General features: G+C 71.9%; 17 protein-coding genes. 11 read left to right on the forward strand and 6 right to left on the reverse strand.

All coding sequences use genetic code 11. The features are described 5' to 3' along the window. Positions 1-659 precede the first annotated feature (659 nt). Positions 660-2525 carry an ABC transporter ATP-binding protein gene (locus WBN91_RS27855; RefSeq protein WP_337726492.1) on the forward strand — a complete coding sequence of 622 codons (1866 nt, stop codon included), beginning with the start codon at positions 660-662 and terminating at the stop codon, positions 2523-2525. A 14-nt stretch (positions 2526-2539) separates the two neighbouring features. On the opposite strand, the gene WBN91_RS27860 is transcribed toward WBN91_RS27855, so the two are convergent. Continuing rightward, positions 2540-4117, reverse strand: a complete 1578-nt coding sequence (locus WBN91_RS27860; protein WP_337726491.1) for a penicillin-binding transpeptidase domain-containing protein — start codon at positions 4115-4117, stop codon at positions 2540-2542. A 63-nt stretch (positions 4118-4180) separates the two neighbouring features. Then, positions 4181-4918: an SIS domain-containing protein gene (locus tag WBN91_RS27865; RefSeq protein ID WP_337726490.1), complete on the reverse strand. Its 738-nt coding sequence runs from the start codon at positions 4916-4918 to the stop codon at positions 4181-4183. A 122-nt stretch (positions 4919-5040) separates the two neighbouring features. On the opposite strand from WBN91_RS27865, the gene WBN91_RS27870 reads away from it, so the two are divergent. From WBN91_RS27870 to WBN91_RS27880, 3 genes are all read left to right on the forward strand, one after another. Then, complete coding sequence (locus tag WBN91_RS27870) at positions 5041-5784, forward strand: DeoR/GlpR family DNA-binding transcription regulator (protein ID WP_337726489.1); 744 nt, start codon at positions 5041-5043, stop codon at positions 5782-5784. Further along, a complete protein-coding gene (locus tag WBN91_RS27875) occupies positions 5777-6934 on the forward strand; it encodes an MFS transporter (protein WP_337726488.1) in 1158 nt (385 codons plus the stop codon). Before WBN91_RS27870 ends, WBN91_RS27875 begins: the two co-directional genes overlap by 8 nt. Positions 6935-7015: 81 nt before the next feature. Continuing rightward, complete coding sequence (locus WBN91_RS27880) at positions 7016-7819, forward strand: bestrophin-like domain (RefSeq protein ID WP_337726487.1); 804 nt, start codon at positions 7016-7018, stop codon at positions 7817-7819. A 2-nt stretch (positions 7820-7821) separates the two neighbouring features. Here WBN91_RS27880 and WBN91_RS27885 read toward each other — a convergent pair whose 3' ends face one another. The 4 genes from WBN91_RS27885 to WBN91_RS27900 are packed head-to-tail and all read right to left on the reverse strand — an operon-like array spanning position 7822 to position 10125. After that, complete coding sequence (locus WBN91_RS27885; RefSeq protein ID WP_337726486.1) at positions 7822-8457, reverse strand: hypothetical protein; 636 nt, start codon at positions 8455-8457, stop codon at positions 7822-7824. A 41-nt stretch (positions 8458-8498) separates the two neighbouring features. Continuing rightward, positions 8499-9059 (reverse strand): nucleotidyltransferase family protein, encoded by a 561-nt coding sequence (locus WBN91_RS27890; protein WP_337726485.1) that lies wholly within the window; start codon positions 9057-9059, stop codon positions 8499-8501. A gap of 4 nt (positions 9060-9063) precedes the next feature. Further along, entirely contained in the window at positions 9064-9249 is a 186-nt protein-coding gene (locus tag WBN91_RS27895) for a helix-turn-helix domain-containing protein (RefSeq protein WP_121228113.1), read from the reverse strand. A gap of 51 nt (positions 9250-9300) precedes the next feature. Beyond that, entirely contained in the window at positions 9301-10125 is an 825-nt protein-coding gene (locus WBN91_RS27900; RefSeq protein ID WP_337726484.1) for an alpha/beta fold hydrolase, read from the reverse strand. A gap of 55 nt (positions 10126-10180) precedes the next feature. On the opposite strand from WBN91_RS27900, the gene WBN91_RS27905 reads away from it, so the two are divergent. The 7 genes from WBN91_RS27905 to WBN91_RS27935 all read left to right on the forward strand — a co-directional run bounded on the left by WBN91_RS27905 (position 10181) and on the right by WBN91_RS27935 (position 18310). Further along, positions 10181-10858 carry an alpha/beta hydrolase gene (locus tag WBN91_RS27905; protein ID WP_337726483.1) on the forward strand — a complete coding sequence of 226 codons (678 nt, stop codon included), beginning with the start codon at positions 10181-10183 and terminating at the stop codon, positions 10856-10858. After that, a complete protein-coding gene (locus tag WBN91_RS27910; RefSeq protein ID WP_337726482.1) occupies positions 10842-12116 on the forward strand; it encodes an NAD(P)/FAD-dependent oxidoreductase in 1275 nt (424 codons plus the stop codon). The genes WBN91_RS27905 and WBN91_RS27910 overlap by 17 nt, the downstream gene beginning before the upstream one ends. Positions 12117-12118: 2 nt before the next feature. Beyond that, on the forward strand, positions 12119-12811 hold the full coding sequence (locus WBN91_RS27915; protein WP_443217813.1) for a DUF1365 domain-containing protein: 693 nt from the start codon (positions 12119-12121) through the stop codon (positions 12809-12811). Further along, on the forward strand, positions 12808-14037 hold the full coding sequence (locus tag WBN91_RS27920) for a cyclopropane-fatty-acyl-phospholipid synthase family protein (RefSeq protein WP_337726480.1): 1230 nt from the start codon (positions 12808-12810) through the stop codon (positions 14035-14037). Before WBN91_RS27915 ends, WBN91_RS27920 begins: the two co-directional genes overlap by 4 nt. A 178-nt stretch (positions 14038-14215) precedes the next feature. Beyond that, complete coding sequence (gene shbA / locus WBN91_RS27925) at positions 14216-14887, forward strand: RNA polymerase sigma factor ShbA (protein ID WP_337726479.1); 672 nt, start codon at positions 14216-14218, stop codon at positions 14885-14887. Positions 14888-14948: 61 nt separating this feature from the next. After that, a complete protein-coding gene (locus tag WBN91_RS27930; protein ID WP_337726478.1) occupies positions 14949-15989 on the forward strand; it encodes a carbohydrate kinase family protein in 1041 nt (346 codons plus the stop codon). A gap of 206 nt (positions 15990-16195) precedes the next feature. After that, positions 16196-18310: a transglycosylase domain-containing protein gene (locus WBN91_RS27935; protein ID WP_337726477.1), complete on the forward strand. Its 2115-nt coding sequence runs from the start codon at positions 16196-16198 to the stop codon at positions 18308-18310. Positions 18311-18571: the final 261 nt, after the last annotated feature.

The raw sequence follows: 18571 nt of genomic DNA on the forward strand, positions 1-18571 counted from the left end.
CTCGCGTCGCCGCTGCCTGCCGCTGCTCGCGTCGCCCGCTCGCGTCGCCGCTGCCTGCCGCTGCTCGCGTCGCCCGCCCGCCCGCGCTGCCGCCTGCTCGCGCTCCCCTCCGCTCGCGCCGCTTGCTGCCCGCTGGCTCGCGCCCCACCGGTCAGCCACACCTCGCCCGCCCGCCGCCTGCCGCCGCCTGCCGCCGCCTGCCGCCGCTCGCGCCGCCCGCGTCGCCCGCGTCGCCCTCCCGCCCTGCCTCCCGCCGCTGCCCGCCTGCCTGGTGCTGCCCGCGTCGCCACCGGCCTTCCGCGCCGCCGCCTGCCAGTCAGCCGCCCGTGCTGCCGCTGCCGGTCGACCGTGCCGCTGGCAGTCGGCCGACGCCCGTACCACCGCCTACCGGCCTCTCGCGCGACCGGCCTCTCGCGCGACCGGCTGGCCTCCCGCGCTACCGGCTGGCCAGCCGCGCTGCCGCCGGCTGGCCGAGGGCGGCGCTGCTGGCGGGGGCAGCGCTGGCGGGGGACGGCGCTAAGGGGAGTGGGCGGCAGGTGGTGGTGCGGGGTGGTTGCTCGGTTGGGGTGGGGGGCGGTTGGGGTGGGTGGGTTTCGTGGGGGGCGTCCGCTGGGAGCGGACGGGGGAAGGTTGGGGTGGGTGGGGGTGTTTTGGCTGTTGTGGATGGGACTTGGGGCTTGATGCGTAGTGCGATGGCGGCGTCCAAGGCGCCCAAGGGGGTGCGGAAGGGGACGTTTCGGCGGGTTGTGGGGTTTGCTCGGCCCCATCGGGCCAAGTTGATCCTCTTCCTGCTGTTGACCGTTGTCTCCGCGGTCCTCGCGGTGAGTACGCCTGTGCTTGCCGGGCGGGTGGTTGACGCGATTGTCGGTGGGCGTGGTGTGAGTGTTGTGGTGTGGCTTGCTGTGGCCATTGCCGGGATCGCCGTTGTGGATGCCGCGCTTGGGCTGGTTGAGCGGTGGCAGTCGGCGCGGATCGGGGAAGGGTTGATCTACGACCTGCGGCGGGCTGTGTTCGAGCACGTGCAGCGGATGCCGATTGCGTTCTTCACGCGCACGCGGACCGGGGCGCTGGTCAGCCGGCTGAACAACGACGTGATCGGCGCGCAGCGGGCCTTCACCTCGACGCTGTCGGGGGTCGTCACCAACGTCATCCAGCTCGGGTTGTCCCTCGGCGTGATGTTCACCCTTTCGTGGCAGGTCACAGCTCTCGCCCTCCTCCTGCTGCCCGTCTTCGTGCTCCCCGCGCGCCGCATGGGCAGTCGGATGGCCGACCTCCAGCGCGAGGCCTCGACGCTCAACGCCGGCATGACCACCCAGATGACCGAGCGGTTCTCGGCACCCGGCGCCACGCTGGTCAAGCTGTTCGGCCGGCCCGACGCCGAGGTCACCGAGTTCGGGGACCGGGCGGCTCGGGTCCGGGACATCGGCGTCAAGACCGCGATGGCCACCCGCTGGTTCATGACCGGCCTGACGCTGGTCTCCGCGCTCGCCCAAGCCCTCGTCTACGGCCTCGGCGGCTACCTCGCCCTCACCGGCGACCTCGCCGCCGGCACGGTCGTCTCGCTCGCCCTCCTGCTGACCCGCCTCTACACACCCCTGACCGCCCTCGCCAACGCCCGCGTGGACATCATGACGGCGCTGGTCAGCTTCGAGCGCGTCTTCGAGGTGCTCGACCTCAAGCCGATGATCGAAGAAAAGCCGAAGCCGAGCGAGATGCCCCAAGGGCCGGTGTCGGTCGAGTTTGAGGACGTCCGGTTCGCCTACCCGGCGGCGGACAAGGTCTCGCTCGCCTCACTCGAGTCAGTGGCCACTTTGGACACTCGTGGTGGCGAGGAAGTGTTGCACGGCATCACTTTCCGAGCCGAACCCGGACAGCTCGTGGCTTTGGTCGGGTCGTCGGGCGCGGGCAAGTCCACGATCGCCTCGCTGGTGCCCCGGCTCTACGACGTCGACGCCGGCGCGGTCCGACTGTCCGATGTGGACGTTCGTGACCTCGCCTTCGACGACCTGCGCCGGACGGTCGGCGTGGTCACCCAGGACGGGCACCTGTTCCACGACACCATCCGCGCGAACCTGTCCTACCCGCGCCCCGACGCGACCGACGACGAGCTGTGGGACGCCCTCGACCGCGCCCGCCTCAAGCCCCTCGTCGAGTCCCTGCCCGACGGCCTGGACACGGTCGTGGGCGAGCGCGGCTACCGGCTCTCCGGCGGGGAACGCCAGCGGCTGACCATCGCCCGGCTGCTGCTGGCCCGCCCGCGCGTGGTCATCCTGGACGAGGCCACCGCCCACCTGGACTCCGAGTCCGAGGCGGCGGTGCAGGCCGCGCTGGGCGAGGCGCTGCGCGGCCGGACCGCGCTGGTCATCGCCCACCGGCTGTCCACGATCCGCTCCGCCGACCAGATCCTGGTCGTGGAGGCCGGGCGGGTCGTCGAACGCGGCACGCACGCCGAGCTCATCCAGGCGGACGGGCGCTACGCCGAGCTCTACCGCACACAGTTCGACGAAACGCCCGCCCCAGTCTGAAACCCGCCACAAACTTACAGCGCACCGAGGAAGGTCGCGGCGGCCCCGACCGCGACCTTCGAGGTGTCGCCGTTGATGACCGTCACCGCGAACGCCAGGTCACCGCGGTAGCCGATGAACCAGCCGTGTGAGCGCGACCCGTCGCCGTGCTGGGCCGTGCCGGTCTTGCCGCGCACGTCGCCCAGCCCGGCCAGCTCCGTCGCCGTCCCACCGGTCACGACACCCCGCATCATGGTCCGCAGCGCCGAAGCGACGTTGCCCGGCAACGCGCGTCCCGTGCCGCCGGTCGTGGGGATCTCGCGGATCAGCTGCGGCGTCGGCACGCTCCCGCGCGCCACGGTCGCCGCGACCAAGGCCATGCCGAACGGCGTGGTCAGCACCTTGCCCTGCCCGATGCCGGCCTCCACCCGCTCGGGCACCGTGCCGGCCGGCGGCACCTTGCCCGTGTTCGTGGTGATCCCGGCGATCGTGAAGTCCGCGTCCAGCCCGAACAGCGACGCCGCGCGCGGCAGGGCGTCGGCGGGCAGATCTGCGGCCAGCTGGCTGAAGCTGGTGTTGCACGACGCCGCGAAAGCCTGCCGCAGCGGCACCGACCCCAGTTCGAACTGGCCGTCGTTGACGATCTGCCGCGTGCCGATGGTCTTCTTGCCTGGGCACTCGACCACGGTGTCGACGGACGCGGTGCCCGCCGTGATCGCCGCCGCCGCGGTGACGATCTTGAACGTCGAGCCCGGCTCGTACCAGCCCTGCGTCGCGACCAGGCCGTCCGCGCTCGCGACGGTGTTCTGCGCCACGGCCAGGATCTCGCCGGAGGACGGCTCCATCGCCACGATGACCGCGCCCTGCGGCACCCGGTCCACCGCCGCCTGCGCCGCGCGCTGCACCGCGGGGTCCAGCGTCACGGTCAACGTCTGCTTGGTCTGGGCCTTCTTCTCCTGGACCACGGTGACCGGCACGCCGGCGGGGTCGACGACGGCGACCTGCCAGCCGGGCGTCCCGGTGAGGCTGCCGACCTCCTTGCGCACCGACTGCACCACCTGCGGGGCCAGGTCCGCCGCCACGGGCGCGCCGGTCCGGTCGAGCAGCGCGCCGTCGCCGGAGGTCGCCAGGTAGGCCAGGGTCTGGCCCTCGGCGAGCTGCGGGTGCAGCAGCGTCGGCGCCCAGTGCACGCGCCACTTGCCGTCGGTCAGCCGCACCTCGACCTTGGTCGGGTACTTGACCGAGGTCTGGTCCGGCAGCGACCACGTCACGTCGAGGTCGATCGTGGTGGTCGACACCGACTCGGGCGGTGGCGGGGCGGTGCCCAACCGGCCGTGGAACGCCACTCCCGCCATGCCCTGGAAAGTCTTCAACAGCACCGGTTCGGCTGCGCCCGCCGCGTCGGTGACCGCCGCCGCGCGGGCCGCGTCACCGGCCATCATCCACGTGATGAACTCCTGCGCGGCCGGTCCGGGCAGCGGTCTCACCGTGGGCACCGGAGGTTTGGCGGTCGGACTCGCCCCCGAGGTCAGCACGATCGCCCCGGTCACGATCACCGCGACCGCCGTCAACCCGCCCCCGGCCAGCACCCAGCGTTTGGTCTTCTTGTTCACGTTCCCCCCTCTACGACTCCGGAGGCTATCCCCGGTGTGTGGAGGAATCGTGAGTATTTGTGCTTATCCCAGCTGCGGGATCCGGGATTGGTACTTGCGCAACAGCTCCGAGTTGGCCGCGTCGCCGCCTTCGACGTTCGCGCTGCGCCACAACGGCAGTTGCACGCCGGCTTCGGCGGCCTTGTCCAGCAGCCGCACCAGCAGCAGGTTCCACAGGAACGCCGTCGCCACCGTCGACACGGCCGCGATCACCGGGTTGTCGGCCGGGTAGGTGGCGTCGCCGGGCGGCACCAGGTTGTCCAGGACGACGGTCGCGTTCTCGGCCAGAGTCGTGCCCGCGCGGCGCGGTGCGGCGGCGCTGGCGGCCAGCGACGTCACCGCCACCACCGGCACGCCGGAGTCGGCGGCGTGCACGGCCAGTTCCACCGGGTACGGGTTGACGCCGGAGGTGGAAAACACGAACAGCACGTCGTGCGCGGCCAGGCCGGTCTCCCGCAGCACCTGGGCGGCCAGGCCGGACCGGCGCTCGGCGGCGGTGCTGCTGATCGCGCCGTGCATGGGCAGCAGCTCGGGGTGGTAGACCGGGCGCACGCACGCCAGGCCGCCCGCCCGGTAGAAGGTCTCGGCGACCGCGGCCAGGGAGTGGCCCGCGCCCGCGGCGAGGATCGTGCCGTCGGCGCGGACGGTGGCCAGGACCAGCTCCGCGACGTCGTCCAGCGCCGCCGCGTTGGCCTGTTCCACCCTGGTCAGGTGGTTGCGCACGACATCGCCGTAGTCGGAGCCGGGCACGGTCTCGGTCATGCGGTCCCTCCAGTGGTCTGAACCAAGTGATCGCCAGTCCTACCCGATCCGCGGACCGGCCGCCAGGAGGGGTTTGACGTTCGAACACATCCCGTGTTCAGATGAACAGCATGGATGTTGCGATGCGGCACGAGCTGATCCTCCAGCGGCTGCGCGGCGGCGAACGGGTCGCCGTCGGCGCGCTCGCCGAGCTGGTCGGCGCGTCGGAGATGACCGTGCGCCGCGACCTGGACGTGCTCGAACGCGACGGGCTGCTGCGCCGGGTACGCGGCGCCGCGGTCAGCATGCTGACCGGCGAGGAGACCCCGTACGCGGCGCGGTCGCGGCAGCGCCTGGAGGCCAAGCGGCGCATCGGCGAGGCGGTCGCGGACCTGCTCGACGACGGCGAGACCGTCGTGCTCGACGGAGGCAGCACCACCCTGGAGGTCGCCCGCCGGCTCACCGACCGGCGGCTGACCGTGCTCCCGCTGTCCCTGCACGCCGCCGACGCGCTGCGCGGCGCGGAGAACGTGCGCATGGTGCTGCCCGGCGGCGACATCCGCCCCGGCGAGCTGGCCTTCGTCGGCCCGCTCACCGAGTACGCGTTCAAGGTCATGCGGTTCGACACGATGGTGCTCGGCAGCTGCGGGCTCAGCGCGCGCGACGGCGTGTCCGCGCACGACCTCGCCGAGGGCGCGGTGAAGAAGGCCGCCGTGGACGCCTCCGCGCGCATCGTCGCCGCCGTGGACAGCTCGAAGTTCGGGCGCACCGCGTTCGGCCGGGTGTGCGCGGCCGACGAGATCGACGTCCTGGTCACCGACCGGGACGCCCCGTCCGACGAGGTCGAGCGCCTGCGCGAGACCGGCGTGGAGGTCCGCCTTGTCTGACACCCCTGGCACCGCACTCGCCGCGCCCCGCCGGGCCAGGGTCGCCACGGCGATCGTGTTCGCCCTGCACGCCGCCATCTTCGCCGCGTGGACCCCGCACATCCCGTCGGTCAAGGAGAACCTGGGCCTCAACGACGGCACCCTCGGCCTCACGCTGCTCGGCGCGCCCGTCGGGTCCGTGGTCGCGATGCTGCTGGTCGGCAACGCCGTCGCGAAGTGGGGCAGCCGGCGGGTCGTGCTGCTGACCTTCCTCGGCTACGGCCTGACCTCGCCCCTGCTCGGCCTGGCGTGGAGCGCGTGGGCGCTGTTCGTGGCGCTCGCGCTGTGGGGCGCGGCGCAGGGCGCGCTGGACGTCTCGATGAACTCCCAGGGCATCGCCGTCGAGAACGACTACGGCCGCCCGATCCTGTCCAGCTTCCACGCCTGGTGGAGCTTCGGCGGTTTCGTCGGCGTCGGCCTGGGAGCGGTTGCACTCGGCCTCGGCGTCGACCTGACCGGCCAGATGGTCGGCGCCACGGTCGTGGTCGCCCTGGTCGCGTGGCCGCTGACCCGGGCGATGCTCGGCGACGACCACGCCGTGGACGAGCACAGGCTGGGCCTGCCGTGGCGGGACAAGCGGGTGCTGGTGCTCGGCGCGATCATGTTCGCGGGCCTGCTGTGCGAGGGCGCGGTGGGCGACTGGGCGGCGCTGTACCTGAAGGAGACCGTGGGCGTGGCCGAGGAGACCGCGGGCTGGGGCTACGCGGTGTTCGCGATGCTGATGTTCGTCGGCCGGGTCATGGGCGACCGGTGGGTCCTGCGCTTCGGCCCGGCCCGCGTGGTGTCGGTCCTCGCCGCGGTCGGCGCGGTCGGCATGGGCACCGCCCTGGTGGTCGGCCAGTTCTGGCTCGCGCTGGTCGGGTTGGGCCTGTTCGGCCTGGGCCTGGCGTGCATCGTGCCGGTCGCCTTCAGCTCGGCGGCGGCCCAGTCCGACGCGCACGCGGCCCAAGCCATCGCCGGCGTCGCCACGGCCGGCTGGGCGGGCTTCCTGCTCGGCCCGCCGCTGATCGGCCTGCTCTCCCACGCGACCTCGCAGAGCTGGGCGCTGGGCGTCCTGCCGGTGCTGTTGCTGAGCGTGGTGTTCGGCGCACGCGCCCTCAAACGCGCATGACCTGAAAGCGTGCACTTCCCCCGCCCGATTGCGGTGGCCGTCGGTTCGTAGGCCACTGGAAGCCGGACGAGGGGAGTCGCGGTGGTCACCACGGTCGTCGTCGCGGTCGTCGCCCTGGTGGGCGGACTGGTCGTGAACTGGCTGCTCAAGAAACGACGGCGGCTGGACACCGGCGAGGCGCTCACCATCCGGGACCTGGCCAGCCCGATGGAGACGCTGGCCGTGCTCCTGCTGGCGTTCGTGCTGGTCGTGGCGGCCGAGTCGTACTCCTCGGCGGAGGAGGCGGTCCGGGTCGAGGCCAACGTCGTGGACAACTTCTTCGAGGTGGCCGAGTTCGCGCCCGAACCCGCCGCCCGCACCCTCCAGGGCGCCACCGTCTGCTACGCGCGGGCAGTGCTCGCGCACGAATGGCCGGCTCTGGAGAACGGCGGTGGCGCCTCCTCCCAACCCGGTACGTGGAGCACGCAGTTCCGCGCCGTCTTCAAGGAGATCGGCGCGGACAACGGTGTGTTCGAGACCCTCGTCCAGGCCGACCGGGACCGTTCCGACGCCCGCAGCCAGCGGATCGCGCAGTCCACCCCGGCGATCCCGGCCGTCCTGTACTGGTTCATGGTCCTGAGCTTGGCCGTCATGGTCGTCGCCTTCGCCTTCAACCTGCCGGCCCGCGGCAAGGGCGCCGAGGTGGTCGGGTTGGTCGTGCTCACCGCCCTGGTCACCCTGTCACTGCTGCTGATCCGGGACGTGGACCGGCCCTTCGGCGGAGCGATCGGCATCTCGCCCGAGGCCATGACCCACACGGAGGCCGACATCTCCGAGGACTTCGTCGAGGCCTACGGCGAGAACGCGCTGCCCTGCGACGCCGAGGGCAACCGCCGGGAGAGCTGACCCTAGTGCGACAACGGCTCGTCGCAGCCGCCGTCGCGGATCGGGCCGCTCACCGTGAACGCCACCCGTCCGGGCTGCCCCGGCTCACCCGGCCGCAGGTCACCCAGCACGCACACCGTGCCCAGGGTCGGGTCCTCCGACACCTCGTAGAAGTACACGCCCGGCGGCGGGACCTGCCCGTAGCCGACCTTGAGGCCGCTCACCCAGGCCTTGGGCGCACCGGCCGCCGCGAGCACCGTCCGGGCCGAGTCGGGGGAGAAGTTCCCCGTGTCGCACAGGCCCGTGATGCCCGGCCGGATGCGGTCCAGGATGGCCATCCCGCGGGCGTGGTTCGCGGGTGACAACGGCTTGCGCACCCGCCACGAGCGGTTGTCCGCGTGGTTGGGCGGCATGTCGCCGGGAGGCTCGCGCCGGGCCGTCGTCGACGGCGGCGGCGTGGTCTCGGGCGCCGGCGGGGGCGCCTCGACCCGGACCGTGCACGTGCCGTTCGGCGGCACGAACGTCGGACCGGTGGGCGTCGCGGTCTCCAGCGGCGGCGGCACGGTCACACTCGCCCCGCCGTCCGACGCCACGTCGACTTTCTTCGCGCACCCCGCCACCAACAACGCCGCCACGACCAGCAGCACTCCACCCCTCATGATCCCGAGACTGGCACAGGGAACGAGCCGACGAGGCCGCTTTACGGCAGGTCCTCGGGCCGGTCCACGTCCCGGCCGTCGGCCACGTCGTCGCACGGCACCGACACCGCCCGCTGTTCACGCAGGTAGTCCCGCGCGCCCGCGTCGCCGCCCGCCGACGCCGACACCCCGGCCCAGTGGTCCCGCCCGAGCAGCACCGGGTGGCCCGGCGCGCCGTCGTACACCGCGCGCGCCAAGGCCGCCGGCGCCGCCAGGTCGACGAACCGCCGCACCGCCGCCACCGTCACGCCCGGGGTGTCCACCGGCAGCACGACCACGGCGTCCGCCGAGGCGTCCAGCGCCGCCAGCCCAGCCCGCAGCGACGACCCCATGCCCGACGCCCACTCACCGTTCACCACGACGACGGCGCCGTCGAGCCCGGCCCGCGCCCGCACCTCGCCGGCGCGCGCGCCGAGCACCACGACCAGGGGCGCGCACCCGGCGTCGCGCAGCACGGCCAGGGTCGAGTCGACCCACAGCGCACCGCCGTGCGACACCAGGGCCTTGGGCCGGCCGAACCTGCGCCCGGCGCCCGCGGCCAGCAGCAACCCCGCGACCCGCATGGGGTCACACTAGGGCCTGGTGCCCCTTCAACTCGGCCCGGCTGGAGACGGCCAGCTTGCGGTACACCCTCGTCAGGTGCTGTTCCACCGTGCTCACGGTGATGTGCAGGCGCATGGCGATGGCGCGGTTGCTGTGGCCACACGCGGCGAGGGTCGCGACCCTGCGCTCCGAGTAGGTCAACTCCGTCATACGCGGGAACACGTGCCACGCCGGAGGCGCGGTTCAAACGATCACGAAAAATCACGAAAGGTGCTCGAGCAGCAGGGACGTCAGCACCTCCGGCACCTGCTCGGGCACCCAGTGCGACACGTCCTCCAGCATCTCGAACCGGTACGGTCCGCTGACCCACTTGCCGGTGTCCAGCGCGGCCGTCGAGCCGAACGCCACGTCGTCCGTGCTCCACACGTACATCGTCGGCACCGTGACGTGCTCGATGCGCCCGCCGGGGCGTCCCGCGCGGTACCAGTTCAGCGCCGCGGTCAGCGCGCCCGGCTCGGACAGCCGCTGCACGTACTCGTCCACCCGGGAGGGCGGCACCTTCCACTCGAACATCCGCCGCAACGCCTCGGCGTTGTCGGCCAGCATCCGCTTCTCGGTGGTCGAGGACCGCCACTCGGTCATGTACGCCGAGCGCATGTGCTGGTCCTCGTCGGTCTTCATCGCCTCGGCCAGCGCACGCGGGTGCGGCGTCGAGACCACGGTCAGCGTCCGCAGCCGTTCCGGGTGCTCGTAGGCGGTCCACCACGCCACCGCGCCGCCCCAGTCGTGCCCGACCAGGTCGAACCGGCTCCAGCCGAAGCTGTCCGCGACCGCCAGCACGTCACCGACCAGCGAGTCCACGCCGTACTCGGCGGGGCGCTCGGGCCGCACGCCGGGGGAGTAGCCGCGCTGGTCGAACGCCACCGCCCGGTACCCCTCGCGGCCCAGCACGTTCACCGGGTGCTCCCAGGCCACCGCCGCCTGGGGGAAGCCGTGCAGGAACAGCACCGGCCGCCCGTCCGCCGGTCCGGCGGCGATCGCGTCGAACGCGCCCTCGCCCGTCTCCACCACCAGGTGCTCGGTCACTGTGATCCAGGTCCCATCCGTGATCCGGTCGTGCCTCTCGATCGAACATTCAACCGTGCGTCCCGCCCTCGACGTCCTCGCGCCCGTCGGACCCGTCCGCGCGGCAGTACTCGTGTTGCACGGAGGCCGGGCCAACGGCTACGGCCGGGTGCACCGCCGCCGCCTTACGTACTTGCGGATGCTGCCCTTCGCCAAGGCGCTGCGGCACGACGGTGTCGCGGTCTACGTGCTGCGCTACCGCTACCAAGGCTGGAACGCGCCGCACCTGCACCCCGTGGAGGACGCGCGGTGGGCGCTGTCCCAAATGCCCGATGTCCCCACGGCACTCGTCGGCCACTCTATGGGCGGCCGAACCGCACTACGCGTCGCCGACGACCCCCATGTGGTCGCGGTGTGCGCACTTGCGCCTTGGATCGAGCCCGGCGAACCCGTCGAGAAACTCGCCGGACGCTCTCTCCTGATCGCCCACGGTGACCGTGAGCGCTACACGGACCCCGCGCAGTCTCTTAAGTACGCCGTGCGCGCCCGAAGCGTCACCCGAGTCGCGCGCTTCGCCGTGCACGGCGACGGCCACGCCATGCTGCGCCGCGCAGCCGACTGGACCCGCTTGGTCAAGGACTTCGTCCACGGCGAACTCAAGGTCGAACCGATCGCTCCCCACATCGCGAACGCCATGTGCACGCCGCAGGGTCTCGACGTCCCCTTGGGAGGTACACGTGGTGGAAACCGGTGAACGGCCGCGCGTGGCGGTCGTCGGCAGCGGGGTGGCCGGGCTGACCGCCGCCTACCTGCTGCGGCGGCGCTACGACGTCGTGCTGTTCGAACAGGACGACCGGCTCGGCGGTCACGCGCACACCCACGAACTGCCCACCGACGACGGGGGCACCACCCACGTGGACAGCGGGTTCATCGTCCACAACGAACGCACCTACCCCAACCTGCTGCGCCTGTTCCGCGAGCTGGGCGTGTCCACTCAGGACGCCGAGATGTCGATGAGCGTGCGCTGCGACGGCTGCGGCCTGGAGTACGCCGGCGCCCGCAAGCTCGCCGGGCTGTTCGCGCAACCGGCCAACCTCGCCCGGCCCGCCTACCTGCGGATGCTCGCCGAGGTGGCCCGGTTCCACCGGCACGCCAAGCGCTTGCTGGCCCTCGGCGACGACCACGACACCACGCTCGGCGCGTTCCTGGCGATCGGCGGCTACTCCAGCTACTTCGTGGACCACTTCGTCCTGCCGCTGGTGTCGGCGGTGTGGTCGGCCGGCCCGGAGGTGAGCCGGAGGTACCCGGCGCGGTACCTGTTCGAGTTCCTGGCCAACCACGGGATGCTGTCCGTGGGCGGCTCGCCGAACTGGAAGACCGTCGTCGGCGGGTCGCGCGCGTACGTCGAGCGGGTCGTGAAGGACCTGACCGCCGTGCACGTGTCCACGCCGATCCGGTCGCTGCGGCGGGTGGCCGACGGCGTGGAGCTGCGCGACGACGCCGACCAGCGGCACCGCGCGGACAAGGTCGTCATCGCCACCCACCCCGACCAGGCCCTGGCGCTGCTCGCCGACCCGACCGACGACGAGCGCGCGGTGCTCGGCGCGTTCCGCTACTCCCGCAACGAGACCTGGCTGCACCACGACGCGGGCGTGCTGCCCGCGGCGGCCGGCGCGAAGGCGTCCTGGAACGTGCGCAAACCCGCCTGCCACGAGCGCGGAGGACCGGTCCTGGTCAGCTACCACATGAACCGGCTCATGCGGCTGGCCGAACCCCTCGACTACGTGGTGACGCTGAACGCGACCGACCTGGTCGACCGGGACTCGGTGATCGCCCGGATGGTGTACGAGCACCCCGTCTACACGCCGGAATCCCTTGCCGCCCAACGGCATCTGCCGTCGCTGGACACCGCGGTCACCACCTACGCCGGCGCGTACCACGGGTGGGGCTTCCACGAGGACGGCTGCGCTTCGGGCGTGCGGGCGGCGGGCGTCTTCGGGGCGGCTTGGTGAACCTGTACGAGGTCGAAATCGGCCACGTGCGGCGGGAACGCTTGAACCGCTCGTTCACCCATAGCGGCTACATGTGGCTGGTCGACCTGGACGCGTTGCCAGTACTGCCCTTCTGGCTGCGGCCATTCGCGCGGTTCCACGCGCATGATCACCTGGGTTCACCAGATCGGTCTATAAGGAACAACGTGGACGCCTGGCTTGCTACACACGGCGTGGACCTTGGTGGGGGACGCGTGTTCATGCTCGCCAACGCGCGGCTGTTGGGGCATGTGTTCAACCCGTTGTCCCTCTACTGGTGCCACAACGCGTCGGGCGCCCTTGAGTGCGTCATCGCAGAGGTGCACAACACCTACGGACAACGGCACGAGTACTTGCTGCGCCCGGACGATGCCGGACGCGCACGGGTGGCGAAAGACTTCTACGTGTCGCCGTTCCTGGAGCTGTCGGGGGAGTACGTGATGCGCGTGCCCGAACCGGATGACGAACTGTCGGTGACCATCGCCTTGCGCCAAGGCGGCCGAACCCCGTTCAGTGCCACCATGAAAGGGCGCAGGCGGCCCGCGACGCCGCGGGAACTGCTCCGGCTGCTGGTCCGCCGACCGCTGATGACCTACCGGGTGTCCGGGTTGATCCGCCGTCACGGCATCGCGTTGTGGGCGCGACGCGTGCCGATCGTCCCGAGGAGTGGCCGATGAGCACCATCGACGTACCCCGCCCCAACCAGGGCGTCTGGCCCGGTCTGCACACCCCGCCGCACTCGCCGTGGCGGGCGCGCGTCGCCGAGGCCCTGTTCCGCAACGCCGTGCGCGGCCTGCCCGTGCGGGTCGTGCTGCCCGGCGGCGCGCGGCTGGGCGCGGGCGGCACCGACGCGCCGGTCATGCGCCTGCACCGGCCGGAGGCGTTCTTCCACCGCCTGGGCGTGGACGCCAAGATCGGCTTCGGCGAGGCCTACATGGTCGGCGACTGGACCTCGCACCGCCTGGCCGACCTGCTCACCGCCTTCGCCGCCCGCCTGACCACCCTCATCCCGCCCCGGCTGCAACTGCTGCGCCGCTGGGTCGAGCGCCGCCACCCCGCGTCGGACAGCAACGACGTGGCCGGGTCCCGGCAGAACATCCACCGCCACTACGACCTGTCCAACGACCTGTTCCGGGTGTTCCTCGACGAGACCATGACCTACTCGTCGGCCTGGTTCGAGCACCCCGACCAGCCGCTGGAGCAGGCCCAGCTGCGCAAGATCGACGGCGTGCTGGACTACGCGGGCGTCCGGTCCGGCTCGACCGTGCTCGAGATCGGCACCGGCTGGGGCGCGTTGGCCATCCGGGCCGCCCAGCGCGGCGCCACGGTCACCTCCCTGACCCTGTCCGCCGAGCAGAAGGCGCTGGCCGAGCAACGCGCGGAGGCGGCCGGCGTGGGCGACAAGATCACCGTGCACCTGCGCGACTACCGCGAGGAGACCGGCCGGTACGACGCCGTGGTCAGCGTGGAGATGATCGAGGCGGTCGGCGGGGAGTACTGGCCGACCTACTTCTCCATGATCGACCGGTCACTCGCGCCCGGCGGGCGGTTCGGGCTCCAGGCCATCACCATGCCGCACGACCGGATGCTGGCCAGCGCCGCCAGCTACACGTGGATCCACAAGTACATCTTCCCCGGCGGGCTCATCCCGTCCGTGCGGGCGATCGAGGAGACCGTCCGCGACCACACGCGGCTGCGCATCGAGGCCACCCGGGAGTTCGGCCAGGACTACGCCGAGACCCTGCGGCGGTGGCGCGAGCGGTTCCTGGAGCGGTGGGACGAGGTGGCCGGGCTCGGCTTCGACGACACCTTCCGGCGGATGTGGGAGTTCTACCTGGCTTACTCCGAAGCGGGGTTCCGGGTCGGCTACTTGGGTGTCAAGCAGTTCGGCTTCGTGAAGTAGCGCGCCGGCGCATTGGGCCGAACGGCTCATTCCCTCCCTCGCTCGGGTTGTGTTCCCACCACGTGGACCACGTTCGTGGTCAGCTTTGGCGAATCCCGTATCAGGGGCCGCTCAGCGTCCTCCTCATCAATGAGCCGGGATGAGCCGGGAGGGAAGACGAGCGTGAGGAGGTCGCCGGATGGTGCAGCACGCATCCGTGCGAGCCGACGTCGACATCGAGGTCGGCCCCGCGGCGCCCGGCCGCCCCGAGGTCAGGCTGCTGGCCGGCGGGGCGCCCACCAGGTGGACCGCCGAGGTGGAGCTGGCCGACCTGGTCGACGCCGCCCTGGCGGGTGAGCCGCGCGCGGTGGAGCACCTCCTCGCCCGCGTGCAGCCGCTCGTCCTGCGCTACTGCCGCGCCCGCGTGGGCACGCGCGAGCGCACGCTGGTCTCCGCCGAGGACATCGCGCAGGAGGTCTGCCTGGCCGTCGTCTCGGCGCTGGCCAAGTACAAGTACGAGCCCGGGTCGTTCCTGGCGTTCGTGTACGGCATCGCCGCGCACAAGGTGGCCGACGCGCGAAGACGGGCCGTGCGCAGCCGCTCCGAAGTCGTGCCCGAACTGCCCGACACGCCCGCGCTGGAGGACGGGCCGGAGCAGCGGGCCATGAACGGCGAGATGATCGAGGCCGTCACCCAGCTGCTGCGGCGGCTGCCCGAGCGGCAGCGCGAGATCCTGGTGCTGCGGGTCGCGGTGGGCCTGTCCGCCGAGGAGACCGCGGTGGCCGTGGGTTCCACGCCGGGCGCGGTGCGCGTGGCGCAACACCGGGCGTTGGCGCGGATGCGCGAGATGTTCGCGGCGGTGAACGGCTGACGCTTCGCCACTCCGCGGCGCTGTGGCAGCCGTGGTGGGCGGAGCCTGGCATCGTTGGAGGATGACGACCGCCGACGAGCCCGTGTTCGACGTGCTGTTGTCCGGCACGGTGTTCCTGGACATCATCTTCACCGGCCTGCCCCGGCCGCCCGCGCCGGGCACCGAGGTGTGGGCCGAGGGCCTGGGCTCGTGCCCGGGCGGCATCGCCAACCTCGCCGTCGCGCTCTCCCGCCTCCAGTTGCGGACGGCGCTGTCCGCCGCGTTCGGCGAGGACGCCTACGGCGACTTCTGCTGGGAGGTGCTGGCGGAGCAGGAGGGCGTGGACCTCATGTACTGCCGGCGGTTCTACGGGTGGCACACACCCGTGACCGTGTCGATGGCGATGGACCGCGACCGGTCGATGGTCACCCACGGGCACCGGCCGCCCGTGTCCGCCGACGAGATGCTCAACCCGCCGCCGAGCACCCGTGCGTGCTTCGTGCACATCCAGCCCGAAGAGGAGCAGTGGGTGCGTGCGGCGAAGGCCGCGGGCGCGTTGTTGTTCGCCGACATCGGGTGGGACCGGACCGAGGTGTGGGCGCCTGAGCTGCTGCGGCGGCTGGACGGGTACGACGTGTTCCTGCCCAATGACGTGGAGGCGATGCGGTACACGCGGACCGATTCGGCGGTGGACGCGGCACGGGCGTTGTCCTCTTATGTGCCTGTGGTTGTGGTCACACGCGGTGGCGGGGGAGCGGTGGCCGTGGACTCCTCGACCGGCGAGGTGGTGGACGTGCCGGGGCTCAACGTGGCGCCGCTGGACTCGACCGGGGCGGGGGACGTGTTCGGGGCCGGGTTCGTGCTGGGGACGCTGGCCGGGTGGCCGCTGTGCGACCGGGTGCGGTTCGCGAACCTGTGCGCGGCGCTGTCGGTGCAGCACTTCGGCGGCTCGCTGTCGGCGCCGGGGTGGGTGGACATCGCGACCTGGTGGCGCACGGTGAGCCGACGCGCGGAGGGCGAATCGGACCTGCGCGGGTACCGGTTCCTCGAAGACGTCCTGCCACACCACGCGGGCGTGGAGGTGCGGCGGGCGAGTGCGACGATCCGGCTCCGCTCCTCCTGATGATCACCCGATCGTGATCTTGCATTGTTCGAACACCTGTTCGATCCTTGACCCAAGGGGACGGCAGCCGCTGCGGCACCGGGGGTTTCGCCGTCGCCCAAAAGGGGCAGGAGTAATTTCGGGTGCGCAAGCAACCTGGAGTGGTCGCCGCGCGACTTTATGTCCAGGGGGCTTTTCTCTCGAGGGGATCCGGAAGGGGTTGTTCAGTGTTCGCCGCGCGTGCGACGGGTCTGGTCAAGTTGGCGGGGTTGTGCCTCGTGGCGGGGGTCCTGGTGGCCGCCCTGCTGTTCCCGGTCGTGGGCGGGCTGGGCCTGGCGTCCAACCGCGCGGCGGACACGGTGGACCAGACGTCCGGTGAGTTGACCAAGGCCGAGCTGCCGCTGGTCACCACCGTGCTCGACATGAACCAGCAGCCGATCGCCTACCTGTACGACCAGTACCGCATCCCGGTGCCGTCCGAGGGCATCGCCGACACGATGAAGGCCGCGATCATCGCGATCGAGGACAAGCGGTTCTTCGAGCACAAGGGCGTGGACTGGCAGGGCATCGCGCGTGCGGCGGCCAAGGCCGGCGTGGACGGCGGCGCGTCGCAGGGCGCGTCCACGCTGACCCAGCAGTACGTCAAGAACTACCTGGCGTTCGTGGTCGGCAAGGGGGAGAAGGAGGCCTACGAGAAGGCCACCGAGGCCACGCTGGGCCGCAAGATCAGCGAGGCGCGCATCGCCACGCAGCTCGAGCAGAAGATGAGCAAGGACGAGATCCTCACCGGGTACCTCAACATCGTCCCGTTCGGCAACGGCACCTACGGCGTCGGCGCGGCGGCCAAGACCTACTTCGGCACCACGCCCGACAAGCTGACCGTGCCGCAGGCGGCGATGCTCGCGGGCCTGGTCAACGAGCCCAGCAGGCTCAACCCCGGCGCGGCCGTCGAGCCGGCGATCAAGCGGCGCAACACCGTGATCGACAAGATGCGGGAGAACGGGGCGTTCGGCGCGGACCCGAAGGTGGCCGAGGAGAAGGCGGCGGAGTACAAGGCCGAGGGCATCGGCGTGGTGCCGGACCTCAAGCTGCTGCCCAACGGCTGCGTGGGCGCCGGCGACGGCCCGGTGTACGGCTTCTTCTGTAGCTACCTGATCGACTACCTGGAGAAGGCCGGCCTGCCGCTGGACGAGCTCAAGCGCGGCGGCTACACGATCCACACCACGATGGACCCGGTCGCGACCCGCGCGGCCAAGGACGCGGCCGAGAACCAGGTGCCCAAGGACCAGGACGGCGTCGCCAACGCGATGGCGATCGTGCAGCCGGGCGGCGACAAGCACCGCGTGCGGGCGCTGGCGGCCAACCGCGACTTCGGCAACAACGCCGAGGCCGGCCAGAGCGCCTACCCGCTGCCGTCCGAGGTGACCAGGTTCGGCACGGGCTCGACCTACAAGGTGTTCACGGCGGCGGCGGCGCTGGAGAAGGGCGTCGCCCGCCTCGACAAGCAGATCGACGTGCCGAAGACGCACACGTCCAGGATCTACAAGGGCGACCGCGGCGGGTACACGGTCAAGAACGCGGCCGACTACAAGGACAAGATGACGTTGACCGAGGCGCTCGCGCAGTCGCCGAACACGGGCTTCGTGATCCTGGAGGAGCAGGTCGGCCTGACCAACGTGGTCGACATGGCCTCCCGCCTTGGCCTGCGCGAGTCCATGAACGGCGTGACGTGGAAGGGCGAGCCCGTGAAGCCGGGCGAGCCGTCCCAGGGCGAGACGGTCAAGAGCGAGAACCGCGGCTCGTTCACCCTGGGCGTCGGCCCGACCAGCATCCTGGAACTGGCGAACGTGGCGGCGACGATCATGAGCTCCGGCACGTGGTGCCCGCCCACCCCGGTGGAGAGCGTGACCGACCGCAACGGCAAGCCGGTGGCGCTGAAGGAAGCCCCGTGCGACCAGGCCGTGAGCCCGGAACTGGCGGCGGCCATCGCGAACGGCCTGGGCGCCGACACCAAGCCCGGCGGCACGGCGGCCGGCGCGGCCGGCAACGCGGGCTGGAACCGTCCGATGATCGGCAAGACCGGCACCACGGAAGACCACTGGTCGGTCGCCTTCATGGGCGCCACCCCGCACTACGCGGGCGCGGTGATGACCTTCACCGACGGCGTGACCCCGCAGGTCATCTGCAACACCACCCCACCCCGCCTGTGCGGCAACGCCCCCGGCACGACCGGCGTCTTCGGCGGTTCGGTGGCGGCCCCGACGTGGTTCAACGCCATGAAGCCCCTCCACGAGAGCCTGCCACCCACGGGCCTACCCCCGGTGGACCCCCGCTTCCGGTAACCCTCCCCAGCCCACCCGTCAGCCGTGACCCCCACAGGGCGTCACGGCTGACCCATATCCACCCCCGCCCCTCCGGCTCCTCCGCGCCTTCGGCGCCTCCGGCTCCTCCGCGCCTTCGGCGGCTCGGCGGCTCTGGCGCCTTCGGCGGCTCGGCGGCTCTGCGCCTTCGGCGGCTCCGGGCCTGCCGGGCCTGCCGGGCCTGCCGGGCCTGCCGGGCCTGCCGGGCCTGCCGGGCCTGCCGGGCCTGCCGGGCCTGCCGGG

Origin of the sequence: Saccharothrix sp. CCNWYY140 (assembly GCF_037401995.1) — a bacterium.
Taxonomy (GTDB): domain Bacteria; phylum Actinomycetota; class Actinomycetes; order Mycobacteriales; family Pseudonocardiaceae; genus Actinosynnema.